Source organism: Ruegeria sp. BHSA163 (assembly GCF_059613365.1).
In genome coordinates this window covers 34534-55469 of sequence record NZ_JBXWSJ010000010.1, presented here as the reverse complement: position 1 = coordinate 55469, position 20936 = coordinate 34534, and the positions used below count along the sequence as shown (strand labels likewise).

General features: G+C 53.9%; 24 protein-coding genes. 22 read left to right on the top strand and 2 right to left on the bottom strand.

Annotation, left to right across the window (positions count from 1 at the left end):
• Nucleotides 1-6: 6 nt before the first annotated feature.
• Nucleotides 7-612: an OmpW/AlkL family protein gene (locus tag AC2FNV_RS07065; protein WP_170608145.1), complete on the bottom strand. Its 606-nt coding sequence runs from the start codon at nt 610-612 to the stop codon at nt 7-9.
• A gap of 136 nt (nt 613-748) precedes the next feature.
• On the opposite strand from AC2FNV_RS07065, the gene AC2FNV_RS07060 reads away from it, so the two are divergent.
• Genes AC2FNV_RS07060 through AC2FNV_RS07050 form a run of 3 tightly spaced genes read left to right on the top strand, consistent with a single transcriptional unit; the run spans nt 749 to nt 4337 of the window.
• Nucleotides 749-2275, top strand: coding sequence for an AMP-binding protein (locus tag AC2FNV_RS07060; RefSeq protein ID WP_170608009.1), 1527 nt, complete (start codon nt 749-751; stop codon nt 2273-2275).
• Nucleotides 2272-2736: a lysozyme inhibitor LprI family protein gene (locus tag AC2FNV_RS07055; RefSeq protein WP_170608007.1), complete on the top strand. Its 465-nt coding sequence runs from the start codon at nt 2272-2274 to the stop codon at nt 2734-2736. Before AC2FNV_RS07060 ends, AC2FNV_RS07055 begins: the two co-directional genes overlap by 4 nt.
• Nucleotides 2733-4337, top strand: coding sequence for a carboxyl transferase domain-containing protein (locus AC2FNV_RS07050; RefSeq protein ID WP_170608005.1), 1605 nt, complete (start codon nt 2733-2735; stop codon nt 4335-4337). The genes AC2FNV_RS07055 and AC2FNV_RS07050 overlap by 4 nt, the downstream gene beginning before the upstream one ends.
• On the opposite strand, the gene AC2FNV_RS07045 is transcribed toward AC2FNV_RS07050, so the two are convergent.
• Nucleotides 4272-5072, bottom strand: a complete 801-nt coding sequence (locus AC2FNV_RS07045) for a class I SAM-dependent methyltransferase (RefSeq protein WP_496772820.1) — start codon at nt 5070-5072, stop codon at nt 4272-4274. The two genes, AC2FNV_RS07050 and AC2FNV_RS07045, sit on opposite strands and share 66 nt — an antisense overlap.
• A 46-nt stretch (nt 5073-5118) precedes the next feature.
• Between AC2FNV_RS07045 and AC2FNV_RS07040 the strand changes: the two genes are divergently transcribed.
• The 19 genes from AC2FNV_RS07040 to nuoK all read left to right on the top strand — a co-directional run bounded on the left by AC2FNV_RS07040 (nt 5119) and on the right by nuoK (nt 20936).
• Nucleotides 5119-7050, top strand: coding sequence for an acetyl/propionyl/methylcrotonyl-CoA carboxylase subunit alpha (locus AC2FNV_RS07040; RefSeq protein ID WP_170608002.1), 1932 nt, complete (start codon nt 5119-5121; stop codon nt 7048-7050).
• Between the two features lie 74 nt (nt 7051-7124).
• On the top strand, nt 7125-7976 hold the full coding sequence (locus AC2FNV_RS07035; RefSeq protein WP_170608000.1) for a hydroxymethylglutaryl-CoA lyase: 852 nt from the start codon (nt 7125-7127) through the stop codon (nt 7974-7976).
• A 13-nt stretch (nt 7977-7989) separates the two neighbouring features.
• Nucleotides 7990-8772: a crotonase/enoyl-CoA hydratase family protein gene (locus AC2FNV_RS07030; protein WP_496772817.1), complete on the top strand. Its 783-nt coding sequence runs from the start codon at nt 7990-7992 to the stop codon at nt 8770-8772.
• Between the two features lie 194 nt (nt 8773-8966).
• Entirely contained in the window at nt 8967-9332 is a 366-nt protein-coding gene (locus AC2FNV_RS07025) for an NADH-quinone oxidoreductase subunit A (protein ID WP_170607996.1), read from the top strand.
• A complete protein-coding gene (locus AC2FNV_RS07020) occupies nt 9323-9856 on the top strand; it encodes a NuoB/complex I 20 kDa subunit family protein (RefSeq protein ID WP_120635911.1) in 534 nt (177 codons plus the stop codon). The genes AC2FNV_RS07025 and AC2FNV_RS07020 overlap by 10 nt, the downstream gene beginning before the upstream one ends.
• A gap of 11 nt (nt 9857-9867) precedes the next feature.
• On the top strand, nt 9868-10470 hold the full coding sequence (locus AC2FNV_RS07015) for an NADH-quinone oxidoreductase subunit C (protein ID WP_170478955.1): 603 nt from the start codon (nt 9868-9870) through the stop codon (nt 10468-10470).
• 3 nt (nt 10471-10473) lie between these two features.
• Complete coding sequence (locus AC2FNV_RS07010) at nt 10474-10647, top strand: hypothetical protein (protein WP_170478957.1); 174 nt, start codon at nt 10474-10476, stop codon at nt 10645-10647.
• Between the two features lie 129 nt (nt 10648-10776).
• Nucleotides 10777-12000: an NADH-quinone oxidoreductase subunit D gene (locus tag AC2FNV_RS07005; protein ID WP_170479050.1), complete on the top strand. Its 1224-nt coding sequence runs from the start codon at nt 10777-10779 to the stop codon at nt 11998-12000.
• Complete coding sequence (gene nuoE, locus AC2FNV_RS07000) at nt 12000-13103, top strand: NADH-quinone oxidoreductase subunit NuoE (protein WP_170607994.1); 1104 nt, start codon at nt 12000-12002, stop codon at nt 13101-13103. The genes AC2FNV_RS07005 and nuoE overlap by 1 nt, the downstream gene beginning before the upstream one ends.
• A 31-nt stretch (nt 13104-13134) precedes the next feature.
• The gene (locus tag AC2FNV_RS06995) at nt 13135-13362 is read left to right on the top strand and encodes a DUF5337 domain-containing protein (RefSeq protein WP_170607993.1); all 228 of its coding nucleotides are present in this window, start codon (nt 13135-13137) and stop codon (nt 13360-13362) included.
• A gap of 7 nt (nt 13363-13369) precedes the next feature.
• Nucleotides 13370-14668: an NADH-quinone oxidoreductase subunit NuoF gene (gene nuoF / locus AC2FNV_RS06990; RefSeq protein ID WP_170607991.1), complete on the top strand. Its 1299-nt coding sequence runs from the start codon at nt 13370-13372 to the stop codon at nt 14666-14668.
• 5 nt (nt 14669-14673) lie between these two features.
• Nucleotides 14674-15090: an MAPEG family protein gene (locus AC2FNV_RS06985; protein ID WP_170478965.1), complete on the top strand. Its 417-nt coding sequence runs from the start codon at nt 14674-14676 to the stop codon at nt 15088-15090.
• Nucleotides 15091-15604: 514 nt separating this feature from the next.
• The gene (locus AC2FNV_RS06980; RefSeq protein ID WP_170478967.1) at nt 15605-16009 is read left to right on the top strand and encodes a DUF5333 domain-containing protein; all 405 of its coding nucleotides are present in this window, start codon (nt 15605-15607) and stop codon (nt 16007-16009) included.
• A gap of 3 nt (nt 16010-16012) precedes the next feature.
• Entirely contained in the window at nt 16013-18034 is a 2022-nt protein-coding gene (gene nuoG, locus AC2FNV_RS06975; RefSeq protein WP_170607989.1) for an NADH-quinone oxidoreductase subunit NuoG, read from the top strand.
• Between the two features lie 51 nt (nt 18035-18085).
• Entirely contained in the window at nt 18086-19123 is a 1038-nt protein-coding gene (gene nuoH, locus AC2FNV_RS06970) for an NADH-quinone oxidoreductase subunit NuoH (protein WP_170478970.1), read from the top strand.
• A 2-nt stretch (nt 19124-19125) separates the two neighbouring features.
• Entirely contained in the window at nt 19126-19620 is a 495-nt protein-coding gene (gene nuoI / locus AC2FNV_RS06965; RefSeq protein WP_039524264.1) for an NADH-quinone oxidoreductase subunit NuoI, read from the top strand.
• A complete protein-coding gene (locus AC2FNV_RS06960) occupies nt 19617-20027 on the top strand; it encodes a carboxymuconolactone decarboxylase family protein (protein ID WP_170478972.1) in 411 nt (136 codons plus the stop codon). Before nuoI ends, AC2FNV_RS06960 begins: the two co-directional genes overlap by 4 nt.
• A complete protein-coding gene (locus AC2FNV_RS06955; RefSeq protein ID WP_170607987.1) occupies nt 20024-20626 on the top strand; it encodes an NADH-quinone oxidoreductase subunit J in 603 nt (200 codons plus the stop codon). Before AC2FNV_RS06960 ends, AC2FNV_RS06955 begins: the two co-directional genes overlap by 4 nt.
• Nucleotides 20627-20630: 4 nt before the next feature.
• Nucleotides 20631-20936 carry an NADH-quinone oxidoreductase subunit NuoK gene (gene nuoK, locus AC2FNV_RS06950; protein WP_050602759.1) on the top strand — a complete coding sequence of 102 codons (306 nt, stop codon included), beginning with the start codon at nt 20631-20633 and terminating at the stop codon, nt 20934-20936.

Here is a 20936-nt window from a genome sequence, read left to right as displayed (position 1 = left end):
CAAGGATCAGAACTTGTGGACGTAGGATACACCGATGAGCCAAGGATCAATTTCGGCTGTACCAATATCGGTGCCATCAAGTTCGACGTCAGTGTCGATGTCAAACCAGCGGACGTTCAGTCGAATTGCACCGCTGTCGGTAACCATATAGTCCAGTCCTGCCTGCAGCGAAACGCCGAAGGAATTGTCGACATTCAGGTCGCCAAGCGGGGAATCTTCATCGTAGAAGATTGTATAATTGAGCCCGGCGCCGACATAAGGCTTCCACGCGCTGTTGGTCGGGAAATGATAGTTCAACGACAGGGTCGGAGGCAGGTGTTTGACGCTGCCAGCGTCGATGCTGCCGCCCAAAGTCACGTCATGCTCAAAAGGCGTGGACGCCAACAACTCGATTCCCAGGTTGTCTTGTATAAAATATTCAACAGTGAATATCGGGCGAGTATCCGAGTCGACGTCGGCATCAAAGCCAGCCAGAGTACCGTTGTCGGATTTGGGGTCGAGGTAACCAATACCCACACCGACTGTCCAATCGCCCTGATTCTGAGCAAGGGCAGGAGCGGCAAACGCGACGAGAGTAGCCGAAAGCGTCAAAGCGGCGAGTTTCTGAGTCATTGTATGGCCTTTGAAATGGTTGATGGCGGCATTTTGCATCAAGCGGGTCGGGCCAACTCTGATCTGTTTCAAGTTCCTTGGGTTTTTTGGCGTTCCACCCAGCGGGCAAGCGCCCAAAAATTAATGAGTCTTTCGCATGCGTACCACTAGCCGCATACCGGGTTTGAACTCAGTAGGAGGCTGGGCGATTCCTGAACGGCTTAACATGTCCCGGCAATGTCTATCGCATCCACGCGATAACGCGGCGATCATTTGTCTGACCGAAAGGGGACAAGAGGAATACACCTACGATCGACTGCACAAGATGACTGACGGCATCGTTCGAACACTTCTGCCAACGGTAAAAGCAGGTGATCGCGTCGGCGTGTTACTCGGCCAGTCCCCTTGGTGCGCAGCTGCGCATCTTGCGATCTGGAAGATCGGTGCCATCTCGGTACCATTATTCAAGCTGTTCAAACATGACGCTTTGGCGACGCGCGTCGGCGACGCAGGCGCGAGAATAGTGCTGACAGATGCAGTAGGGGCTGCTCTGCTGGGCAATCTGGCTGAATCTGTTTTGGTTGATCAGATCGCGCCTTCGGATGAAGACTTTCAGTTTGCAAACACAGGGCCTGAGGACCCTGCGGTATTGATATATACCTCTGGCACAACCGGTCGTCCCAAGGGCGCGTTACATGGGCACCGTGTACTGACGGGTCATCTGCCTGGTGTATCAATCAGCCACAATCATTTGCGAGATGGCGATCGTCTTTGGACCCCGGCAGACTGGGCATGGATCGGTGGGCTTTTCGATGTGCTGATGCCCGGGCTGGCACTTGGCATTCCTGTGGTCGCAGCGAGGCTAGAGAAATTTACACCCGACGCCTGCGCCGATGTGATCGCCCGTGGCGATGTGCGGAACGTGTTCTTTCCTCCAACCGCATTGCGGATGCTGAAGGCGGCGGATCAGGCGATTCCGGGTCTGCGTTCTGTTGCATCGGGCGGGGAACCGCTTGGGGCAGAAATGCTGGCATGGGGCGAGAGGGCTTTCGGTTTAACTATTAATGAGTTCTACGGTCAGACCGAATGCAACATGGTAGTTTCTTCCTGCGCCGTTGATTTCCCGGTGCGTCCCGGGTGTATCGGGAAACCGGTGCCGGGGCACGAGGTTGCGGTTATAGACGCTGACGGCAACGCAACCGACGAAGAAGGTGACGTGGCAATCCGGCGCGGCTCGGCTTCGATGATGTTGGAATACTGGAACCGTGCCGAGGCAACGGTCGAGAAATTTCGTGGTGACTGGCTGATCACCGGTGACCGTGGCGTTTGGGAGGGCGATTATCTTCGTTTCGTTGGTCGCGACGATGATGTGATTACCTCGTCCGGTTACCGGATTGGACCGGCCGAGATCGAGGATTGCCTGCTGACTCATCCTGCTGTGGCAACGGTGGGTGTGGTAGGCAAGCCCGATCCACTGCGAACCGAAATCGTGAAGGCGTATGTTGTTCTGAAACCCGGCGCGGAATCTTCCGCATCGGAACTACAAGAATGGGTTAAAGATCGTTTGGCCCATTACTCTTATCCTCGCGAAGTAGCCTTTTTGAGTTCGTTGCCGATGACGGTAACGGGAAAGGTTATTCGAAAAGAACTCAGAATCTTGGCGGCAGAGGAACAGACCAAATGATACGATCAGCGATGATATTATCTTTATTGCCGACTTTTGTTTCTGCCCAACAAGCCTTTGTGGACAAAGGTTATGTTCAACAGTGTTCTTCTCAAGAATTGGTTGGAAAAAGTTTGCCTGAATGCGTTGGGCAAGCTGCAAACTTATGTCAAACCGTTCCGGGACAAAGTACTACACTCGGAATAACTGAATGTATTCAAGAGGAAACGTTGATCTGGGACGCGTTTCTAAATGAGCAATACCAGCTTCGTAGAGCAGAGCTTGCACAGGAGAGCGCAGAATTGGCGAACCAGCTTCGTGAAGTGCAACGGGCGTGGATCAGTTTTCGGGATGCCGAGTGTGGGTTGCAGTACAGCCTGTGGTCAGGTGGAACAATACGTTCAATCGTCTACGCCGGTTGTGTTTTGAATGAAACAGCCGAACGTGCGCTGGAACTCCGCGATTTGGGAAAGATGCAATGAAACTAACATCTAAAGCCGTACCAACATCAGCGGTCTTCCAAGCGAACCGTGCCGCCCATCTAGATGCGTTGAAGCAGATATCAGAGGCGGCTGAATCGGCCCGAATGGGCGGCGGCGAGAAGTCTCGCGCGCGCCATGAATCGCGGGGAAAAATGCTGCCTCGTCGTCGGGTCGCCAACCTGTTGGATGCCGGATCCCCGTTCCTCGAAATAGGGGCCACTGCAGCGCATGGTATGTACGATGGTGCGGCACCCTGTGCGGGCGTCATCGCCGGTGTTGGACGCGTAGAAGGGCGCGACGTCATGGTGATCTGCAACGATGCAACAGTCAAAGGCGGTACCTACTATCCCCTGACCGTTAAAAAACACCTTCGCGCGCAAGAGATTGCAGAAGAAAACCGTCTGCCGTGCATCTACCTCGTCGATTCTGGGGGCGCCAATCTACCCAATCAGGACGAGGTTTTTCCCGATCGCGATCACTTTGGCCGCATATTTTATAATCAGGCAAGGATGAGCGCCAAAGGTATTGCTCAGATCGCTGTTGTGATGGGTTCATGTACTGCGGGCGGAGCCTATGTGCCAGCAATGTCGGATGTGACGATCATTGTAAGAGAGCAGGGAACGATCTTTCTGGCCGGGCCACCTTTGGTGAAAGCCGCAACTGGCGAGGTCGTATCCGCCGAGGATTTGGGCGGCGGCGATGTTCACACCCGGTTATCCGGTGTAGCGGATTATTTGGCCGAAGACGACACTCATGCTCTGGCGCTGGCCCGCCGTGCAGTGTTGTCACTGAATTTGGGCGAAGGCAGCAAAACAAATTGGGCAAGTCCCGAGGACCCTGCATACGACCCCGAAGAAATTCTTGGCATAGTCCCCTCAGACTTGCGGACGCCTTATGACATACGCGAAGTGATCGCGCGGTTTGTGGACGGGTCGCGTTTTGACGAGTTTAAACCACGGTTCGGTGAGACATTGGTAACCGGCTTTGCTCATGTCAAAGGTTGCCCAGTTGGAATTGTTGCCAACAACGGTGTTTTGTTTTCCGAGTCCGCTCAAAAGGGTGCCCACTTTGTCGAGCTTTGTTCGCAACGCAAAGTTCCCCTTGTGTTCCTGCAGAATATCACCGGTTTCATGGTTGGGCAAAAATATGAAAGCGAGGGTATTGCTCGGCATGGCGCCAAAATGGTGACCGCAGTGGCTACAACTGCGGTTCCCAAAATCACTATGCTTGTCGGCGGGTCGTTTGGCGCTGGTAACTACGGCATGGCTGGCCGCGCCTATCAGCCCAGGTTTCTTTGGACCTGGCCCAATTCGCGCATCTCAGTCATGGGCGGTGAGCAGGCTGCGGGTGTTTTGGCCACGGTCAAGCGAGATGGGATTGAAAGGCAAGGTGGCACCTGGTCCGAAGAAGAAGAAGCTGAATTCAAACGCCCCACTTTGGAAATGTTCGAGGAGCAGTCGCATCCATTGTATGCCTCCGCGCGTCTCTGGGATGACGGCATAATTGACCCGCGAAAAAGCCGCGATGTGCTGGCATTATCGCTGAGAGCAGCATTGAACGCGCCGATCGGGGAGACGCGCTTTGGCGTGTTCAGGATGTGATTCATGACCATTTGTGATTGGTTTGAACCCCGCGAACCTAACGGCACTGCCACCGACAAAGAACTTTACTTTTACTTCAAGCCCCGCGGCTTGGAGCGCGTTCAACACGCTGGAACCTTTGCCAAAGTTTCGTGTGTAGGTGCCGATCATGGCAAAGTCCTGCGCGCCGTTCAAAAAATACCGTTCAACTTGCGGCAAAACGCTGTCCAAATAGATACGGTAAAGAGGTCGCAAATGCCATTCGACGGGATCTGTTGCTTCGATCAAAGAAAATGGCGCTCCCGGTTTGAGGATCCTTTCCAATTGCTGTGCAAAGGTCAGATGTTGCGAAGCGTTGAAAGTCTTAAGACCGAAAGTAGAGATTGCAAAATCGGCAGTCGCACTCGGCAGGTCAGTGGTCAACATATTTGCGCAGTGGTGAGAAATTCGGTCTTCCTTACTTTTGTGAAGGCGGTCTATCGCCTGTTTGTGCATACCAGAGCTTATATCTATGGCGGTGATTTTGCTGATTTTGGGAAATTTGCTGAACAAGTGCGGCCAGACCTCACCAGTTCCGGCCATAAGATCGACACCCGCTGCATTGGTCTCAGGAGGCAATTCAAGTCCTTTTACACAGGCTTTGCGCCAAGCCCTTATCATCCCAAAAGACGCAATTGTGCTCCAGTTTCGGTAGGCACTGGAACAACGATCAAAGACGCCGGCTACGAAGTCGGAATCGTAAATGTTTTCGCTCATAAGTTGAAATTTGAAGCGGTGGGATTCGAATTACAAGGATTCGCTGATGTTCAATAAAATCCTAATTGCCAACCGCGGGGAGATCGCGTGCCGGGTAATGCACACCGCGCAAAAAATGGGAGTCAGTTGTGTCGCTGTTTTTTCGGACGTCGACGCAAATGCCAAACATGTGCAAGTGGCAGACGAGGCCGTGCACATAGGCGGGCCAGCGCCGGCGGATAGTTACCTCAAAGGCGATGCGATTATACAAGCCGCCCTGGATACTGGTGCTCAGGCTATACACCCAGGATATGGGTTCCTTTCCGAAAACCCGGACTTTGTCGAGGCGGTTAAGCTTGCTGGGTTGACCTTTATTGGCCCATCGGCCGATGCAATCCGCAAGATGGGCCTAAAGGACGCCGCTAAAGCTCTGATGGAGAAAGCGGGTGTTCCTGTTGTACCGGGTTATCATGGTGCCAATCAGGACCCTGAGCATTTGACGGGTGCTGCCGAGGCGATTGGCTATCCGGTTTTGATAAAAGCCGTCGCTGGCGGAGGCGGAAAGGGCATGCGGCTGGTCGAGCATCCGAAGGACTTTTCCGAGGCGCTCGAAAGTGCACGTGGTGAGGCTCTGACCGCCTTCGGTAACGACGCTGTGCTGGTCGAGAAGTTTGTAGCCAAGCCCCGGCATATCGAGGTTCAGGTTTTTGGCGACGGTAGCCATGCGGTTCACCTTTTCGAGCGGGATTGCTCCCTTCAGCGGCGCCACCAGAAGGTGATAGAGGAAGCTCCGGCTCCCGGTATGACCGAAGAAATGCGAAGCGCCATGGGACAAGCTGGAGTTCGCGCTGCCGAAGCCATAGGATATAAAGGTGCCGGGACAGTCGAATTCATTGTCGATGCATCAGATGGCCTGCGTCCTGATCGGTTCTGGTTCATGGAGATGAACACACGCCTTCAGGTGGAACATCCTGTAACCGAAGCAATTACAGGGGTCGATTTGGTGGAGTGGCAACTGCGGGTGGCTTCAGGAGAGACTCTGCCCCTGCGCCAAGAAGACCTGTCAATCACTGGGCACGCCTTAGAAGCGCGTTTGTATGCCGAGAACGTGCCAAAGGGATTTCTACCCGCAACGGGAATGCTGACGCATCTAAAGTTTCCCGCAGATTGCAGAGCTGACAGCGGCGTTCGTGCCGGGGACGCAATCAGCCCTTGGTATGATCCGATGATCGCAAAAGTGATAGTTCATGGTCCGACACGCGGGGTGGCTTTGAAAGTGCTGGACCGCGTTTTGCAGGAAACAGAAGTTGCGGGGACAGTAACCAATCTTGCCTTTCTCGGCGCACTGGCGCGACATCAAGAATTTATTAAAGGTGACGTGGACACCGGGTTAATAGGGCGTGATATCGAGTACCTGACCAGTCAAAGTCAGGGATCGGCAAAAATTGGAGTAGCCGCAGCTATGGCGGCGCTTCAACTGTTCGAACCAGGTGACGATGTCGGGTTTACACTGTGGTCGCCTTTGCGCCGTTCGGTTCAATTGGAACAAGACGGACAACAGATTGTGTTCGATGTTCAAGTCAAAGGACCGGATATTCAAGTCTGGAGCGTAAACGACGAAACGGTTGCAGCTGAACGCGTTGATGGCCGTTGGCGTCTGGAGGACACTCCGATGCCGAATGTGGCTGTTTCCGGATCAAAGATCACTGTCTTTTGTGACTACGGCCACAGTTTCGATGTCGTTGACCCGCTTGATCGGGACACTGCCGCCGCCGGTGATACCAACTTGATCGAAGCGCCGATGCCCGGTCTCGTAAAAGCCGTTTTTGTGGAAATGGGTCAAACAGTTAGCAAAGGCGATAGGCTGGTTATTCTAGAGGCTATGAAAATGGAGCATGCTTTGCTCGCCGCGCGAGACGGCGTTGTTGCCGAAGTTTTGTCTTCCGCCGGTGCACAGGTAGAAGCGGGGGCGGCGCTTGTCCGTTTACAAGAGGAATGATCTGTTTCGAAAAGTTTGGCCGTAGTTCTGCTGCCGAGAATTCTGATCAGATTTAATGAAAGAAAGGCTTAGCAATGGCTGAACCGGTCGAGATTTTTGAAGTTGGGCCGCGCGATGGACTTCAGAATGAAAAGCGCCAAATTCCGGTATCCGAGAAAGTGGCATTGGTCGATTGCCTTAGTCAGGCAGGATTTCACCGAATTGAAGTCGCTAGTTTTGTTTCACCAAAATGGGTGCCGCAAATGGCAGGAAGCGCAGAGGTTTTGGCAGGGATTACTCGCAAGGAAGGAGTGCGCTATGCAGCTCTGACACCAAACATGCGCGGGTACGAGGATGCATTGGCGGCTAATGCCGACGAGATCGCAGTGTTTGCCTCAGCGTCCGAAGGATTTTCCAAAGCGAACATCAATGCCACTATCGCGGAATCGATTGAAAGGTTCATTCCTATTGTCGAAGCCGCGAGACACATAGACTTGCCTGTGAGAGGCTATGTGTCCTGCGTTACGGATTGCCCTTATGACGGAAAAACGCCGCCAGATAAAGTCGCAGAGGTCGCGGACCGTTTGTTTTCCCTGGGCTGTTACGAGATCTCATTAGGAGATACGATCGGACAGGGTACTCCGGATTCGGTGGCACAAATGCTGCTGGCCGTGCGGGATCGTGTCCCAGTCACGCGGCTAGCCGGTCATTTTCATAACACCAATGGCAGGGCTATCGACAACATCGATGCTGCACTGACTTTGGGTGTACGGGTCTTCGATGCTGCAGTCGGTGGTTTAGGCGGTTGCCCCTATGCGCCCGGGGCGGCAGGTAATGTCGCGACCGAGGAGGTGGCCGCGCATCTGCACAGGTTAGGGTATCAAACAGGGCTGGACGAAGCAGTTCTGGAAGAAGCAGCGCAAATGGCCCGTGCCATGCGCCAATGATGAAAGGGTTGGAATGTACCAAACAATTTCATTAGCGACCGACGACCGGGGCGTTGCGTCGCTGTCATTGAACCGCCCTGAAAAACATAATGCGATGTCGGCGCAAATGATTGCGGAATTGACTGATGCCGCGATCCAATTGGCGCAAGATCCCGCGGTCCGTGTGGTTGTTCTTGCAAGTACGGGCAAGAGTTTCTGTGCCGGCGGTGATCTAGGATGGATGCAGGAGCAAATGGCGGCAGATGCAAAAACCCGCTTTGCCGAAGCACGCAAACTGGCCGAGATGTTACAGAGCCTCAACGAACTGCCCAAACCTCTGATTGGCGCCCTGCAGGGAAATGCGTTTGGCGGAGGCGTAGGCTTGGCGGCGGTCTGCGACGTTGCTCTTGGTGCAGACAATTTGAAAATGGCCCTGACCGAAACCCGGCTGGGGCTTATACCTGCGACCATCGGCCCCTATGTGATAGCGCGCATGGGCGAAGCGCGTGCAAGACGTGTCTTTATGTCGGCGCGATTGTTTGACGCCGCTGAGGCTGTTGACCTCGGTCTGCTATCCAAGGCTGTGCCATTTGACCACTTGGCAGACGCGGTCGAGGCCGAAGTGGAGCCGTATCTTGCCTGTGCGCCGGGTGCAGTAGCATCGGCCAAATCGTTGATCCGAACGCTGGGACCCAGAATCGACGATAATGTGATCGATCAAACCATCTACGCGCTGGTTGAAAGGTGGGAAACTGACGAAGCCGGCGAAGGGATTGCCGCGTTTTTCGACAAACGGAAACCTAATTGGAATTGCTAGGCTTAGCTAGTTCTTGCAACTTTTTAACTGTGCCTGCGAACCGTGTTAGATACGGGGTTGTTTGGGTTCGAGAATTCGTCCCCTGTGCGTTTGTGTTCGGTTGACCCTATCACCCCACACGGATAGAGAATGTCCAGTCAAACTGCCAATTGACGGCGCACCCATTCGAGGCCTGCGCGGGAAAGGAGCTATTCGTGGAAGACCTGTTGCGAGAATACCTCCCGATTATGGTGTTTCTGGCCGTTGCTATAGGCTTGGGAATCGTACTGATTCTTGCTGCCGTAGTGCTTGCCGTACGCAATCCCGACCCTGAAAAGGTCAGCGCATATGAATGTGGTTTCAATGCGTTCGACGATGCCCGGATGAAGTTCGACGTCCGATTCTATCTGGTTTCGATTCTGTTCATCATCTTTGACCTTGAAATCGCATTTCTTTTCCCCTGGGCCGTAGGGTTCAAGGACATCAGCGATGTTGGCTTCTGGTCCATGATGGTGTTTTTGGCCGTTCTGACCATTGGCTTTGCCTATGAATGGAAGAAAGGGGCGCTGGAATGGGAGTGATGACGGGTGCCAATACCGCTGGTGTTGACAAAGAAGTTGCGACCCAGACCCTGAACGCCGAGTTGCAGGATAAGGGATTTCTGCTGACGTCTACCGAAGACATTATAAATTGGGCACGCACCGGTTCGCTGCACTGGATGACTTTCGGGCTGGCATGTTGCGCGGTCGAGATGATGCATACTTCGATGCCGCGTTACGATGCTGAAAGGTTTGGTATTGCGCCCCGCGCCTCGCCGCGGCAGTCCGATGTTATGATCGTTGCAGGAACGCTGACTAACAAAATGGCTCCGGCTCTGCGCAAGGTATATGATCAGATGCCCGAGCCGCGCTACGTGATCTCGATGGGATCTTGCGCGAATGGCGGTGGATATTATCACTACTCCTACTCGGTCGTTCGTGGTTGCGATCGCATCGTTCCGGTAGATATCTATGTTCCCGGATGTCCCCCGACTGCCGAGGCGTTGCTGTACGGTTTGATGCAGCTGCAACGCAAAATTCGCCGTACCGGCACCATAGTGCGCTGAGGAGAAAGTTGATGAGCGAAGCACTCAACGAACTTGGCACGCATATAGAACTCAAGCGTCCCGATTGTGTTCTGTCCTGGGATGTTACCCATGGGGAGCTGAACATCGATGTCGCCCCGTCAAATCTGGTCGAGTTTGTCGAGCATTTGAAATCCGACCGTAACTGCCAGTTTTCAACTCTGGTGGACATCACCGGGGTGGATTATCCTGAACGCGCCAAGCGGTTTGACGTTGTTTACCATTTTTTGTCGATGTACCGGAACCAACGCGTTCGGCTTCGGGTTTCGATCCGAGAGGAAGACATGGTGCCTTCGATTACCGAAGTTCACCCATCGGCCAATTGGTTCGAGCGCGAAGTTTTTGACATGTTCGGCATTCTGTTTTCAGGGCATCCGGATTTGCGCCGTATTCTGACCGATTATGGTTTTCGCGGATATCCACTGCGCAAGGATTTTCCGACCACCGGCTATACAGAAGTACGATATGACGAGGCGCAAAAGCGTGTCGTATACGAACCTGTTTCTCTTGTGCAGGAATACCGTCAATTCGATTTCATGTCCCCATGGGAGGGTGCGAACTACATTCTTCCGGGAGACGAGAAGCAGGAGTCGTAAATTATGGAGTTTCTGATCTGGCTGGTCATAACCGTGGCAACGATTATCCCGATGATAAAGTTGTTGCCGCATTTCGGAATCCAGAAATTCTGGGTGGTGGTTTGTGTCGTCCCGATTGGAACCTTGGTCCTGCTTTGGGTGATGGCCATGAAGCTGCAAGAAATGGAGCGCCGCTGAGATGCTGGGGGAAATAATTTTCGTGGGTGCGCTGGGCGTATTGCTTGCTGGTGCAGCGGCCAAAGCAGCTGAGTCAAAAAAGGTCCGTGTTCGGGCTGAGGCGAACAAGAAAAAGCGGGGGCGGTAATGATGGACGGCTCTCGATACGATGACGGTAGCGCCGACGCGCTAAGTGGCGAGCAGAAGATTCGCAATTTCAACATCAACTTCGGCCCACAACACCCGGCAGCGCACGGTGTGTTGCGTCTTGTGCTGGAACTGGATGGAGAGATCGTGGAGCGTTGCGATCCGCATATCGGCTTGTTGCACCGTGGCACGGAAAAGCTGATGGAAAGCCGGACCTATCTGCAGAACCTGCCATATTTTGACCGGCTGGATTACGTGGCGCCAATGAATCAGGAACACGCATGGTGCCTGGCCATTGAAAAGTTGACAGGGGTCGAGGTGCCGCGTCGTGGCTCATTGATCCGCGTCCTTTATTCCGAGATCGGGCGCGTACTGAACCACTTGCTAAACGTGACCACTCAGGCAATGGATGTCGGCGCATTGACTCCGCCGCTTTGGGGTTTCGAAGAACGCGAAAAACTGATGGTTTTCTACGAGCGCGCGTGTGGTGCTCGTTTGCATGCTGCTTATTTCCGTCCTGGAGGAGTGCATCAGGACCTGCCGCCGGAACTGCTGGACGATATTGAGACATGGAGCCACGAATTTCCCTCTGTTCTAGACGATATTGATGGCCTGCTGACTGAAAACCGCATCTTCAAACAGCGCAACGCAGATATTGGCGTTGTGACCGAAGACGACATCCAAAAATACGGCTTTTCGGGCGTGATGGTGCGCGGATCGGGCCTGGCATGGGATTTAAGGCGTGCACAGCCTTATGAATGCTACGACGAATTCGAGTTCCAGATTCCCGTTGGCAAGAACGGCGATTGTTATGATCGCTATCTGGTGCGTATGGAAGAAATGCGCCAGTCGCTTCTTATCATTCGTCAGGCAATCGCCAAGATACGCGAATGCCCCGGTGACGTTTTGGCGCGCGGAAAGATCACACCGCCAAAGCGCTCGGATATGAAGACTTCCATGGAGAGCCTGATCCATCACTTCAAACTTTACACTGAAGGCTTCCACGTACCTGCGGGCGAAGTTTATGCCGCTGTCGAAGCACCAAAGGGTGAGTTCGGCGTTTATTTGGTGGCTGACGGCTCCAACAAACCATATCGCGCCAAGCTTCGAGCGCCCGGGTTCCTGCATTTGCAAGCAATGGACCATGTTGCCGGAGGTCACCAGTTGGCCGATGTCGCTGCCATTATCGGCACGATGGATGTCGTATTTGGAGAGATAGACCGCTAATGCTTCGTCGACTGCATCCCGAGCAACCAGATAGCTTTGCCTTCACCGCCGCAAATCGGCAATGGGCCGAAGCGCAGATCACCAAGTACCCTGAAGGGCGTCAAGCCAGTGCGGTTATCCCGCTGCTTTGGCGCGCGCAAGAACAAGAGGGCTGGCTAAGCCGTCCGGCGATCGAGGCCGTCGCCGATATGCTTGGCATGGCCTATATTCGCGTGCTTGAAGTTGCGTCTTTTTACTTCATGTTTCAGCTTCAACCCGTTGGTTCTATTGCGCATATTCAGGTGTGCGGCACGACTTCTTGCATGATATGCGGGGCCGAGGATTTGATCGCTGTTTGCAAGGAAAAGATTTCGGCGAAACCGCATGAACTGTCGGCAGATGGCAAGCTCAGCTGGGAAGAAGTTGAATGTCTTGGTTCCTGCACCAATGCGCCGATGGCTCAGATCGGCAAGGATTACTACGAAGACCTGACGGCCGAAAGTTTTTCCAGCATCATTGAAGATTTGGCGGCGGGTAAGGTTCCGACCCCTGGTCCGCAGAACGGACGCTACGCTGCGGAACCTTTGGGCGGATTGACCAGCCTAATGGAACATGAAGGCGACAAGCCGAAATACAATGCAAGCGTCGCTCTGGCCGCAGATCTGGGCGACACGATCAAAAGAATTGACGGAACTGAAATACCGATCCTTACTCCGTGGCTTGGTAAAGATGGCAAAGCGGCGGCTAACAAGACTTCACCGAAACCGCCAAAGGCGAAGGCTCCGCGGAAGCCTGCTGTAAGACAGGCTGCCGAAGCCAAGGCCAAGGAAACAGATGACCAGCCAGAGATTCTGACGGACGCCCGAAATGGAAAACCTGACAATCTGAAACTTTTGAAGGGCGTAGGTCCCAAATTGGAACAGACCCTAAACGATCTCGGATTTTTCCACTTTGACCAGATAGCGAAATGGACGCCGGAAAACGTCGCATGGGTGGACTCCCGGTTGAAATTCAAGGGTCGGATAGAGCGAGATGGTTGGATTCAGCAAGCGGTCAAACTGGCGGTTGGAGAGGATACAGAATTTGCGAAGCGTGCCAAGAAAGATGGCATTTACGAAGACTGAACAACGGTGCCCATTGAGGCATCAGGGTGAGATGGACAAAGACAAAGAACAGGCAATAGCCCGAAAGGGCCGACATATTGGCGTGGTCATCGCGGTGACTATGCTTTTCTGGCTTGCGATGTCGCTATTTATTGGCCCCGCGATGGAATTGCCGGGGCGTTATGCCTTGCTTTTTGATTTTGCCGCTCTGGCAGGATTCATCTACGCGGGTGTCAATATTTTTCAACTCTGGCGGATGCGTCAGGACAACCAAGGGTAAGCGAGCGATGCTGAAGGATCAGGACAGGATCTTTACCAACGTCTATGGGATGCATGAGCGAACGCTAAAAGGCGCGCAAGCCCGCGGGCATTGGGACGGTACCGCAGGTTTGATCGGCAAGGGACGCGATTGGATCATTCAGACGATGAAAGACTCGGGTCTTCGCGGTCGCGGCGGCGCGGGTTTTCCAACTGGCCTGAAATGGTCATTCATGCCTAAGGAAAGCGACGGGCGCCCTGCTTATCTTGTTGTGAACGCCGACGAATCCGAACCCGGCACCTGTAAAGATCGAGAGATTATGCGCCATGATCCTCACACCCTGATCGAAGGATGCTTGATCGCTTCTTTCGCCATGAATGCGCATACTTGTTACATCTATCTGCGTGGCGAATACATCCGCGAGCGGGAGGCACTGCAGGCTGCGATTGACGAGGCATATGACGCAGGTCTTTTGGGCAAAAACGCCGCCGGATCGGGATGGGATTTCGATCTGTTCCTTCACCACGGTGCTGGAGCTTATATTTGTGGGGAAGAAACCGCGCTGATTGAGAGCCTTGAGGGCAAAAAAGGCATGCCCCGGATGAAACCTCCGTTTCCTGCTGGTGCGGGGCTTTACGGTTGCCCGACCACAGTGAACAACGTGGAGTCGATTGCCGTTGTGCCGACTATCCTGCGGCGTGGTGCTGATTGGTTTGCTGGTTTTGGGCGCCAGAACAACGCCGGAACCAAGCTTTTTGCGATATCTGGCCATGTGAACAACCCCTGCGTTGTCGAAGAAGCTATGTCGATTTCGTTTGAAGAACTGATCGAAACTCATTGCGGCGGCATTCGCGGTGGGTGGGATAATCTGCTGGCCGTAATTCCCGGTGGGTCCTCAGTGCCTTGCGTGCGCGGCGAAAACATGCGCGATGCAATAATGGATTTTGACTATCTTCGCGGCGAGTTGGGTTCGGGACTGGGAACGGCAGCCGTAATTGTGATGGACAAATCCACTGACATCATCAAGGCGATTTGGAGGCTTTCAAAGTTCTACAAGCACGAAAGTTGCGGACAATGCACACCATGTCGGGAAGGCACGGGTTGGATGATGCGGGTTATGGACCGCTTGGTCCGAGGCGAAGCCGAACTCGAAGAAATCGACATGTTGTTTGATGTGACCAAACAGGTAGAAGGTCACACGATCTGTGCCCTTGGCGACGCTGCGGCATGGCCAATTCAAGGCTTGATCCGCAATTTTCGCGAAGAGATCGAAGACCGCATCAAGGCCCAAAAATCAGGCCGTATTGGTGCGATAGCTGCGGAGTAATTCTAATGGAAGTATTTGCTGAATATTCCCACGCGATTGCCTCTTTGGTGATCTTTACATTGATCGTCCTTTTCATGTCGCCTTTCACGGCGTTGGCCAAGCAAGGAAAGGGGCTGGCTCCTGGAGGCACGCCCGAGCAGGATTATTCTGATAAGGCGTATCGACTGAACCGAGCCTATTTGAACGGGACTGAAACCTTACCTGCGTTCCTGACCGTTACGGTCGCCGCGATTCTTTTGGGCGCAAGCCCCTTTTGGGTGAACTTGCTGGCTTCGGTCGCTCTAGTGGCTCGGATTGTAATGCTGGTCATCCACTTGCGCGGTATTGGCAAACCGAATGCGGGTCCGAGGTCGATATTTTATGTTCTGGGTTGGGCATGCATGTTCATTCTGGGACTTATTGCGCTGGTAGCTGCATTCTGATGAACAGTGAAGCGGGACATAGGTTGAAGGTATGGCGCTATGGCGCTTTTGGCACGAGGAAACCCTGGGTTTCCTTACGTGTTCTTCTTTCTGCCTTCCTTTGTTTGGCTATTTTGTCCGGATGTGGAGCAAAATCGTCAAACAATCGTGTCCTGTTTGATGGAATATATTTTCGTGCCAACGCCCGTTCGGTAGACAAACGAGCGTCGCCTGCAGATTTCACTGTTACCGTGAATGGCGTCGGTGCCTCGCTAGATGGTGCTCGTGAGGCTGGGCGCTATGAGGGAATTAGGTTTTGTATTCGGAATTTTGGGTCTTCCAAAATCGAATGGAAAGTGGGGCCTGACTCCGAACCGCAAACGCTGCGCATCGAAAACGACAAACTGACATTTGCGGGAAAGTGTCAGCGGCCATGATCGAGAAAGGTTTTCAAAATAGGTTGGCTATGAAGGTGTTATTGCATAGCACTCGGTTCAGGCTTCGTTCTGTTTTGCACAGAACGAAAGGAAAGCCTATGTCCATTCTGAAAATGCTCCCATTGATAATAGCTGCTAGTGTTCCGGTCGCGGCCGAGGCAAAACCACCTTTGCGCGAAGTGAAAGAAATAGACAACGAACTCTACTACATCGCAGTTGCAAACGAAATTTCTGAATATTGCGAGTCAATCAGCGGACGCCGCCTGAAAGCGATTGGTGTGATGTGGGGGTTGAAATCCAAAGCAAACAGTCTGGGTTACTCGGATCAGGAAATTCGCGCTTACGTGGAATCGGATTCTGAAAAAGACAGAATGCGCGCCAAAGGTGAGGCATATCTGGCTCAGAATGGTGTGTCCTATGATAACCCGAAAACCTTCTGTTCCCTGGGTCGGAAGGAAATTGAAAGAAACAGCGCCATTGGCGTTTATTTGAGGGCGAACTAGACCATGTCTGACCTTCGCAAGATCAACATCGATGGACAGGAAATTGAAGTCGATGGGGCCATGACCTTGATTCAGGCCTGCGAGCAAGCGGGAATTGAAGTGCCCCGGTTTTGCTATCACGAGCGATTGTCGATTGCTGGCAATTGCCGGATGTGCCTTGTTGAGGTTGTGGGCGGCCCGCCAAAACCAGCGGCATCATGCGCGATGCAGGTTCGCGATCTGCGTCCGGGTCCGGAAGGACAGCCGCCGGTGGTCAAAACGAACTCTCCGATGGTAAAGAAAGCCCGTGAAGGGGTTATGGAGTTCCTGCTGATCAACCATCCGCTCGACTGCCCGATCTGCGATCAGGGCGGAGAGTGCGACCTACAGGACCAAGCGATGGCCTACGGCGTCTCTGGCTCGCGATTCAAAGAAGCCAAGCGAGCGGTGGATGATCTGGATCTTGGTCCGCTCGTTGGAACGGCGATGACACGGTGTATCTCTTGCACTCGTTGTGTGCGTTTCACAACCGAAGTCGCTGGGATCACTCAGATGGGTCAGACCGGGCGAGGTGAAGATGCGGAAATCACTTCATATTTGAACCAAACGCTTCAATCGAATTTGCAGGGCAACATAATCGACTTGTGTCCAGTCGGTGCGTTGACGTCAAAGCCATACGCCTTTACCGCCCGCCCGTGGGAACTGACCAAAACTGAATCCATTGATGTGATGGATGCAGTGGGTTCCAACATTCGCGTAGACGCCAAGGGTCGCGAGGTCATGCGGTTCCTACCCCGAAACCACGATGGGGTTAACGAGGAATGGATCAGTGACAAAACGCGGTTTGTGTGGGACGGCCTGAGGCGTCAAAGGCTGGACAAACCGTATGTGCGAGAAAACGGTAAACTACGTCCGGCGACCTGGACCGAGGCGCTGACCAAAGCCGCAAACGCTCTGAAAGGCGCTGAAAAGCCCGCCGGGATAGTCGGTGATTTGGCTCCAACAGAAGCTGCGTTTGCACTGAAGCAACTTATCGAAGGGCAGGGCGGTGTTGTCGAATGCCGTACTGATGGAGCCGAGCTGCCTGCTGGCAACCGCGGAGCGTATGTAGGAACTGCTGCGATTGAAGAAATTGACACAGCCGAACGCATTTTGCTGATCGGGACGAACCCCAGGGACGAAGCTCCGGTTCTCAATGCCCGCATTCGCAAAGCTTGGACCCACGGGGCCGAAGTGGCTTTGATCGGGCCTGCCGTCGATCTGACCTATGATTATCACCACATGGGCGAAGACCGTGCCGCGTTGCAAAAGGTTGTCGACATGAGCGGTGACGACGAAATCAAGGCCAAGCGGTCCTTGATCATTGTTGGCCAGGGCGCCTTGCAAGAGGCTGATGGTAACGCCGTTCTGGCAGCTGCTCAGACAGTTGCAGAAAATACAGAAAGCCGTCTGTTGGTGCTTCACATAGCGGCGTCGCGAGTCGGTGCGATGGACGTGGATGCGACCAACGAAAATGGTATGGAAGCAATAAGTTCGGCTGACGTGATTTACAATCTGGGTGCCGACGAGGTTGAGATCAGTGAAGGCGCATTTGTCATTTATCAGGGCAGCCATGGCGATAGGGGCGCACACCGCGCTGACGTGATCCTTCCGGGTGCCGCATACACTGAAGAAAACGCGTTGTTCGTAAATTCTGAAGGCCGCCCGCAACTGGCCATGCGGGCAGGATTCGCGCCAGGTGAGGCCAAGGAGAATTGGGCGATTCTTCGGGCTCTGTCGGCAGAACTGGACGCAACCTTGCCATTCGACACTTTGGCGCAGTTGAGAACTGCGTTGATCGAAGCTGTCCCACATTTGGCTCAGGTAGACGAAGTGATCGAAAATAAGGTGCAGCATTTAAAGCCGGCGAAGCTTGGCAAGGCCACCTTCCGTTATGCAATCAAGGATTTCTATCTGACGAACCCGATTGCGCGCGCTTCACAACTGATGGCTGAACTCTCAGCGCAGGCTAAGGCGCTCAAGACAGACAGGATCGCCGCAGAATGAAAAAAAATGCCGATCAAAATGTAATTCCGACGATCCATGGTGTGAGGACAAATGGCTGATTTCTTTAACACCCCCGGCGGAATAGCCATAATTATTCTCGCGCAAGTGCTTGCCGTTGTAGCCTTTGTGATGATCTCGCTGTTGTTCCTTGTCTACGGTGATCGCAAGATCTGGGCAGCTGTCCAGATGCGACGCGGCCCCAATGTGGTTGGCGCGTATGGCCTTCTGCAATCTGTGGCCGATGCATTGAAATATGTCGTCAAAGAAGTGGTCATTCCAGCGGGAGCAGACCGTACGGTATTCATCCTTGCTCCGCTGACCTCTTTCGTTTTGGCCATGATCGCCTGGGCCGTAATCCCGTTTAACGATGGCTGGGTGCTATCGGATATAAATGTGGCCATTCTCTACGTTTTTGCCGTCTCATCACTCGAAGTTTATGGCGTGATAATGGGCGGTTGGGCGTCGAACTCAAAGTATCCGTTCCTTGGTTCACTTAGGTCTGCCGCACAGATGATTTCCTACGAGGTCTCAATTGGCCTGATCATCATAGGTGTGATTATCTCAACCGGTTCGATGAACTTTGGCGAGATCGTGCATGCGCAGGATGGTAGGTTCGGTTTCTTTAGCTGGTACTGGCTGCCGCACTTTCCCATGGTCTTTTTGTTCTTCATTTCGGCATTGGCGGAAACCAACCGGCCTCCGTTCGACCTGCCCGAGGCAGAGTCGGAATTGGTCGCCGGTTATCAGGTCGAATACTCGGCGACACCATTCCTGCTGTTCATGGCCGGCGAATACATCGCGATCTTCTTGATGTGCGCACTGACCACGCTGCTATTCTTTGGTGGCTGGCTGTCGCCAGTCCCGGGCTTGCCGGACGGCGTGTTGTGGATGGTCGGCAAGATGGCGTTCTTCTTCTTCCTCTTCGCAATGGTCAAGGCGATTACACCTCGCTACCGCTATGACCAACTGATGCGCCTGGGCTGGAAGGTGTTTCTGCCATTTTCGCTGGCATGGGTGGTTTTCGTGGCTTTCGCAGCGAAATTCGACTGGTTCTGGGGCGCGTTTGCCCGTTGGAGCGTAGGAGGCTGAGCATGACACAAATCGACTACACTCGCGCCGCCAAATACTTCCTGCTGCAAGACTTCTGGGTCGGCATGAAGCTGGGGCTGAAATATTTCTTCGCGCCCAAGGCGACCGTGAACTACCCGCACGAAAAAGGTCCTCTGTCGCCGCGCTTCCGGGGTGAACACGCCCTGCGCCGCTATCCGAATGGTGAAGAACGCTGCATCGCCTGCAAACTGTGCGAGGCGATCTGCCCGGCGCAAGCCATCACCATCGACGCCGAACCGCGCGAGGACGGCAGCCGCCGTACCACGCGCTATGATATCGACATGACCAAGTGCATCTACTGCGGATTCTGCCAAGAAGCCTGCCCAGTCGATGCCATCGTCGAAGGCCCGAACTTTGAATTCGCCACCGAAACGCGGGAAGAGCTGTTCTACGACAAGGAAAAACTGCTGGATAATGGCGAACGCTGGGAAGCCGAGATCGCCCGCAATCTGGAAATGGACGCGCCGTACCGATGAGCGACAGCCCGACAAATCCGTTTGAGCTGATGATGAAGCAGGCTCAGGACATGGCCAAGGCGATGAACCCGGCGATGGAGAATTTCTCGCCCAAAGGGTTCGAGGCGCTGTGGCCGACAATGCCCAAAGAAGTCATGGAGATGATGTTTGGAAACACCGTCAACACCGACGGCTTGGACGCCAAGACCCGTCTTCTGTTGACGTTGGCGGGGTTAACATGTCAGGGCGCACAAGCGGACACTGCCGTACGCCAGACTGTGCGCCACGCGCTTGAAGCCGGGGCCAGGAATCAAGAGATCGTGGAAACGATCGGACAGATGTCGGTCTTTGCCGGCATCCCGGCCATGACTCGCGCCTTGGATTTGGCGCAAGAGGTCATGGGCGGCAACGAGGATAAGGATCAATGACCGTCTTTGCCTTTTATCTGTTTGCCATCAGCGCTATCGCCGGAGGGTTGTTCACAGTAATCAGCCGCCAGCCGGTGCATTCGGTGCTGTGGCTGATCCTTTCCTTCCTGTCCGCGGCGGGGCTGTTCGTACTGCTGGGGGCCGAGTTCGTGGCGATGCTGCTGATCATCGTCTACGTGGGCGCGGTCGCGGTTCTGTTCCTGTTCGTGGTGATGATGCTGGACGTCGACTTTGCCGAATTGAAGGCCGAGATGGCACGATACATGCCACTGGCCCTGCTGATTGGTTTGGTCATCCTGATGCAGTTCGTCATGGCATTTGGCGCCTGGGACAGTGCCCAGGGCGCGGCGGCCAATCTTGCGCAGCCAGTTCCGGCGGATCGCCATAACACCGAAGCGCTGGGGGTCATTCTTTACGACCAATATTTTCTTCTGTTCCAATTGGCGGGCTTGATCCTGCTGGTAGCCATGATCGGGGCGATCGTGCTGACGCTGCGCCACCGTCAGGATATCAAGCGTCAGGACATCGTCGGCCAAATGATGCGCGATCCGGCCAAGGCAATGGAATTGAAAGACGTGAAACCGGGGCAGGGGCTGTGAAAAGATGATCGGACTTGAACACTATCTTACGGTCGCGGCGACGCTGTTCGTTATCGGCATCTTCGGTCTCTTCCTGAACCGCAAGAACGTCATCATCCTGCTGATGAGCATCGAGTTGATGCTGTTGGCGGTGAATATCAACCTCGTGGCGTTTTCCAGCTTCCTCGGCGATCTGGTCGGGCAGGTGTTTACTCTGTTCGTGCTAACCGTCGCGGCGGCCGAGGCGGCGATTGGTCTGGCTATTCTGGTCTGTTTTTTCCGTAACCGTGGATCGATCGCGGTTGAAGACGTCAATATGATGAAGGGCTAA

What these genes read in the sequence shown, in the direction of transcription:
- AC2FNV_RS07065 (WP_170608145.1), bottom strand. Translation starts at nt 612, where the DNA reads ATGACTCAGAAACTCGCCGCTTTGACGCTTTCGGCTACTCTCGTCGCG.
- AC2FNV_RS07060 (WP_170608009.1), top strand. Translation starts at nt 749, where the DNA reads ATGCGTACCACTAGCCGCATACCGGGTTTGAACTCAGTAGGAGGCTGG.
- AC2FNV_RS07055 (WP_170608007.1), top strand. Translation starts at nt 2,272, where the DNA reads ATGATACGATCAGCGATGATATTATCTTTATTGCCGACTTTTGTTTCT.
- AC2FNV_RS07050 (WP_170608005.1), top strand. Translation starts at nt 2,733, where the DNA reads ATGAAACTAACATCTAAAGCCGTACCAACATCAGCGGTCTTCCAAGCG.
- AC2FNV_RS07045 (WP_496772820.1), bottom strand. Translation starts at nt 5,072, where the DNA reads ATGAGCGAAAACATTTACGATTCCGACTTCGTAGCCGGCGTCTTTGAT.
- AC2FNV_RS07040 (WP_170608002.1), top strand. Translation starts at nt 5,119, where the DNA reads ATGTTCAATAAAATCCTAATTGCCAACCGCGGGGAGATCGCGTGCCGG.
- AC2FNV_RS07035 (WP_170608000.1), top strand. Translation starts at nt 7,125, where the DNA reads ATGGCTGAACCGGTCGAGATTTTTGAAGTTGGGCCGCGCGATGGACTT.
- AC2FNV_RS07030 (WP_496772817.1), top strand. Translation starts at nt 7,990, where the DNA reads ATGTACCAAACAATTTCATTAGCGACCGACGACCGGGGCGTTGCGTCG.
- AC2FNV_RS07020 (WP_120635911.1), top strand. Translation starts at nt 9,323, where the DNA reads ATGGGAGTGATGACGGGTGCCAATACCGCTGGTGTTGACAAAGAAGTT.
- AC2FNV_RS07015 (WP_170478955.1), top strand. Translation starts at nt 9,868, where the DNA reads ATGAGCGAAGCACTCAACGAACTTGGCACGCATATAGAACTCAAGCGT.
- AC2FNV_RS07010 (WP_170478957.1), top strand. Translation starts at nt 10,474, where the DNA reads ATGGAGTTTCTGATCTGGCTGGTCATAACCGTGGCAACGATTATCCCG.
- AC2FNV_RS07005 (WP_170479050.1), top strand. Translation starts at nt 10,777, where the DNA reads ATGGACGGCTCTCGATACGATGACGGTAGCGCCGACGCGCTAAGTGGC.
- nuoE (WP_170607994.1), top strand. Translation starts at nt 12,000, where the DNA reads ATGCTTCGTCGACTGCATCCCGAGCAACCAGATAGCTTTGCCTTCACC.
- AC2FNV_RS06995 (WP_170607993.1), top strand. Translation starts at nt 13,135, where the DNA reads ATGGACAAAGACAAAGAACAGGCAATAGCCCGAAAGGGCCGACATATT.
- nuoF (WP_170607991.1), top strand. Translation starts at nt 13,370, where the DNA reads ATGCTGAAGGATCAGGACAGGATCTTTACCAACGTCTATGGGATGCAT.
- AC2FNV_RS06985 (WP_170478965.1), top strand. Translation starts at nt 14,674, where the DNA reads ATGGAAGTATTTGCTGAATATTCCCACGCGATTGCCTCTTTGGTGATC.
- AC2FNV_RS06980 (WP_170478967.1), top strand. Translation starts at nt 15,605, where the DNA reads ATGTCCATTCTGAAAATGCTCCCATTGATAATAGCTGCTAGTGTTCCG.
- nuoG (WP_170607989.1), top strand. Translation starts at nt 16,013, where the DNA reads ATGTCTGACCTTCGCAAGATCAACATCGATGGACAGGAAATTGAAGTC.
- nuoH (WP_170478970.1), top strand. Translation starts at nt 18,086, where the DNA reads ATGGCTGATTTCTTTAACACCCCCGGCGGAATAGCCATAATTATTCTC.
- nuoI (WP_039524264.1), top strand. Translation starts at nt 19,126, where the DNA reads ATGACACAAATCGACTACACTCGCGCCGCCAAATACTTCCTGCTGCAA.
- AC2FNV_RS06960 (WP_170478972.1), top strand. Translation starts at nt 19,617, where the DNA reads ATGAGCGACAGCCCGACAAATCCGTTTGAGCTGATGATGAAGCAGGCT.
- AC2FNV_RS06955 (WP_170607987.1), top strand. Translation starts at nt 20,024, where the DNA reads ATGACCGTCTTTGCCTTTTATCTGTTTGCCATCAGCGCTATCGCCGGA.
- nuoK (WP_050602759.1), top strand. Translation starts at nt 20,631, where the DNA reads ATGATCGGACTTGAACACTATCTTACGGTCGCGGCGACGCTGTTCGTT.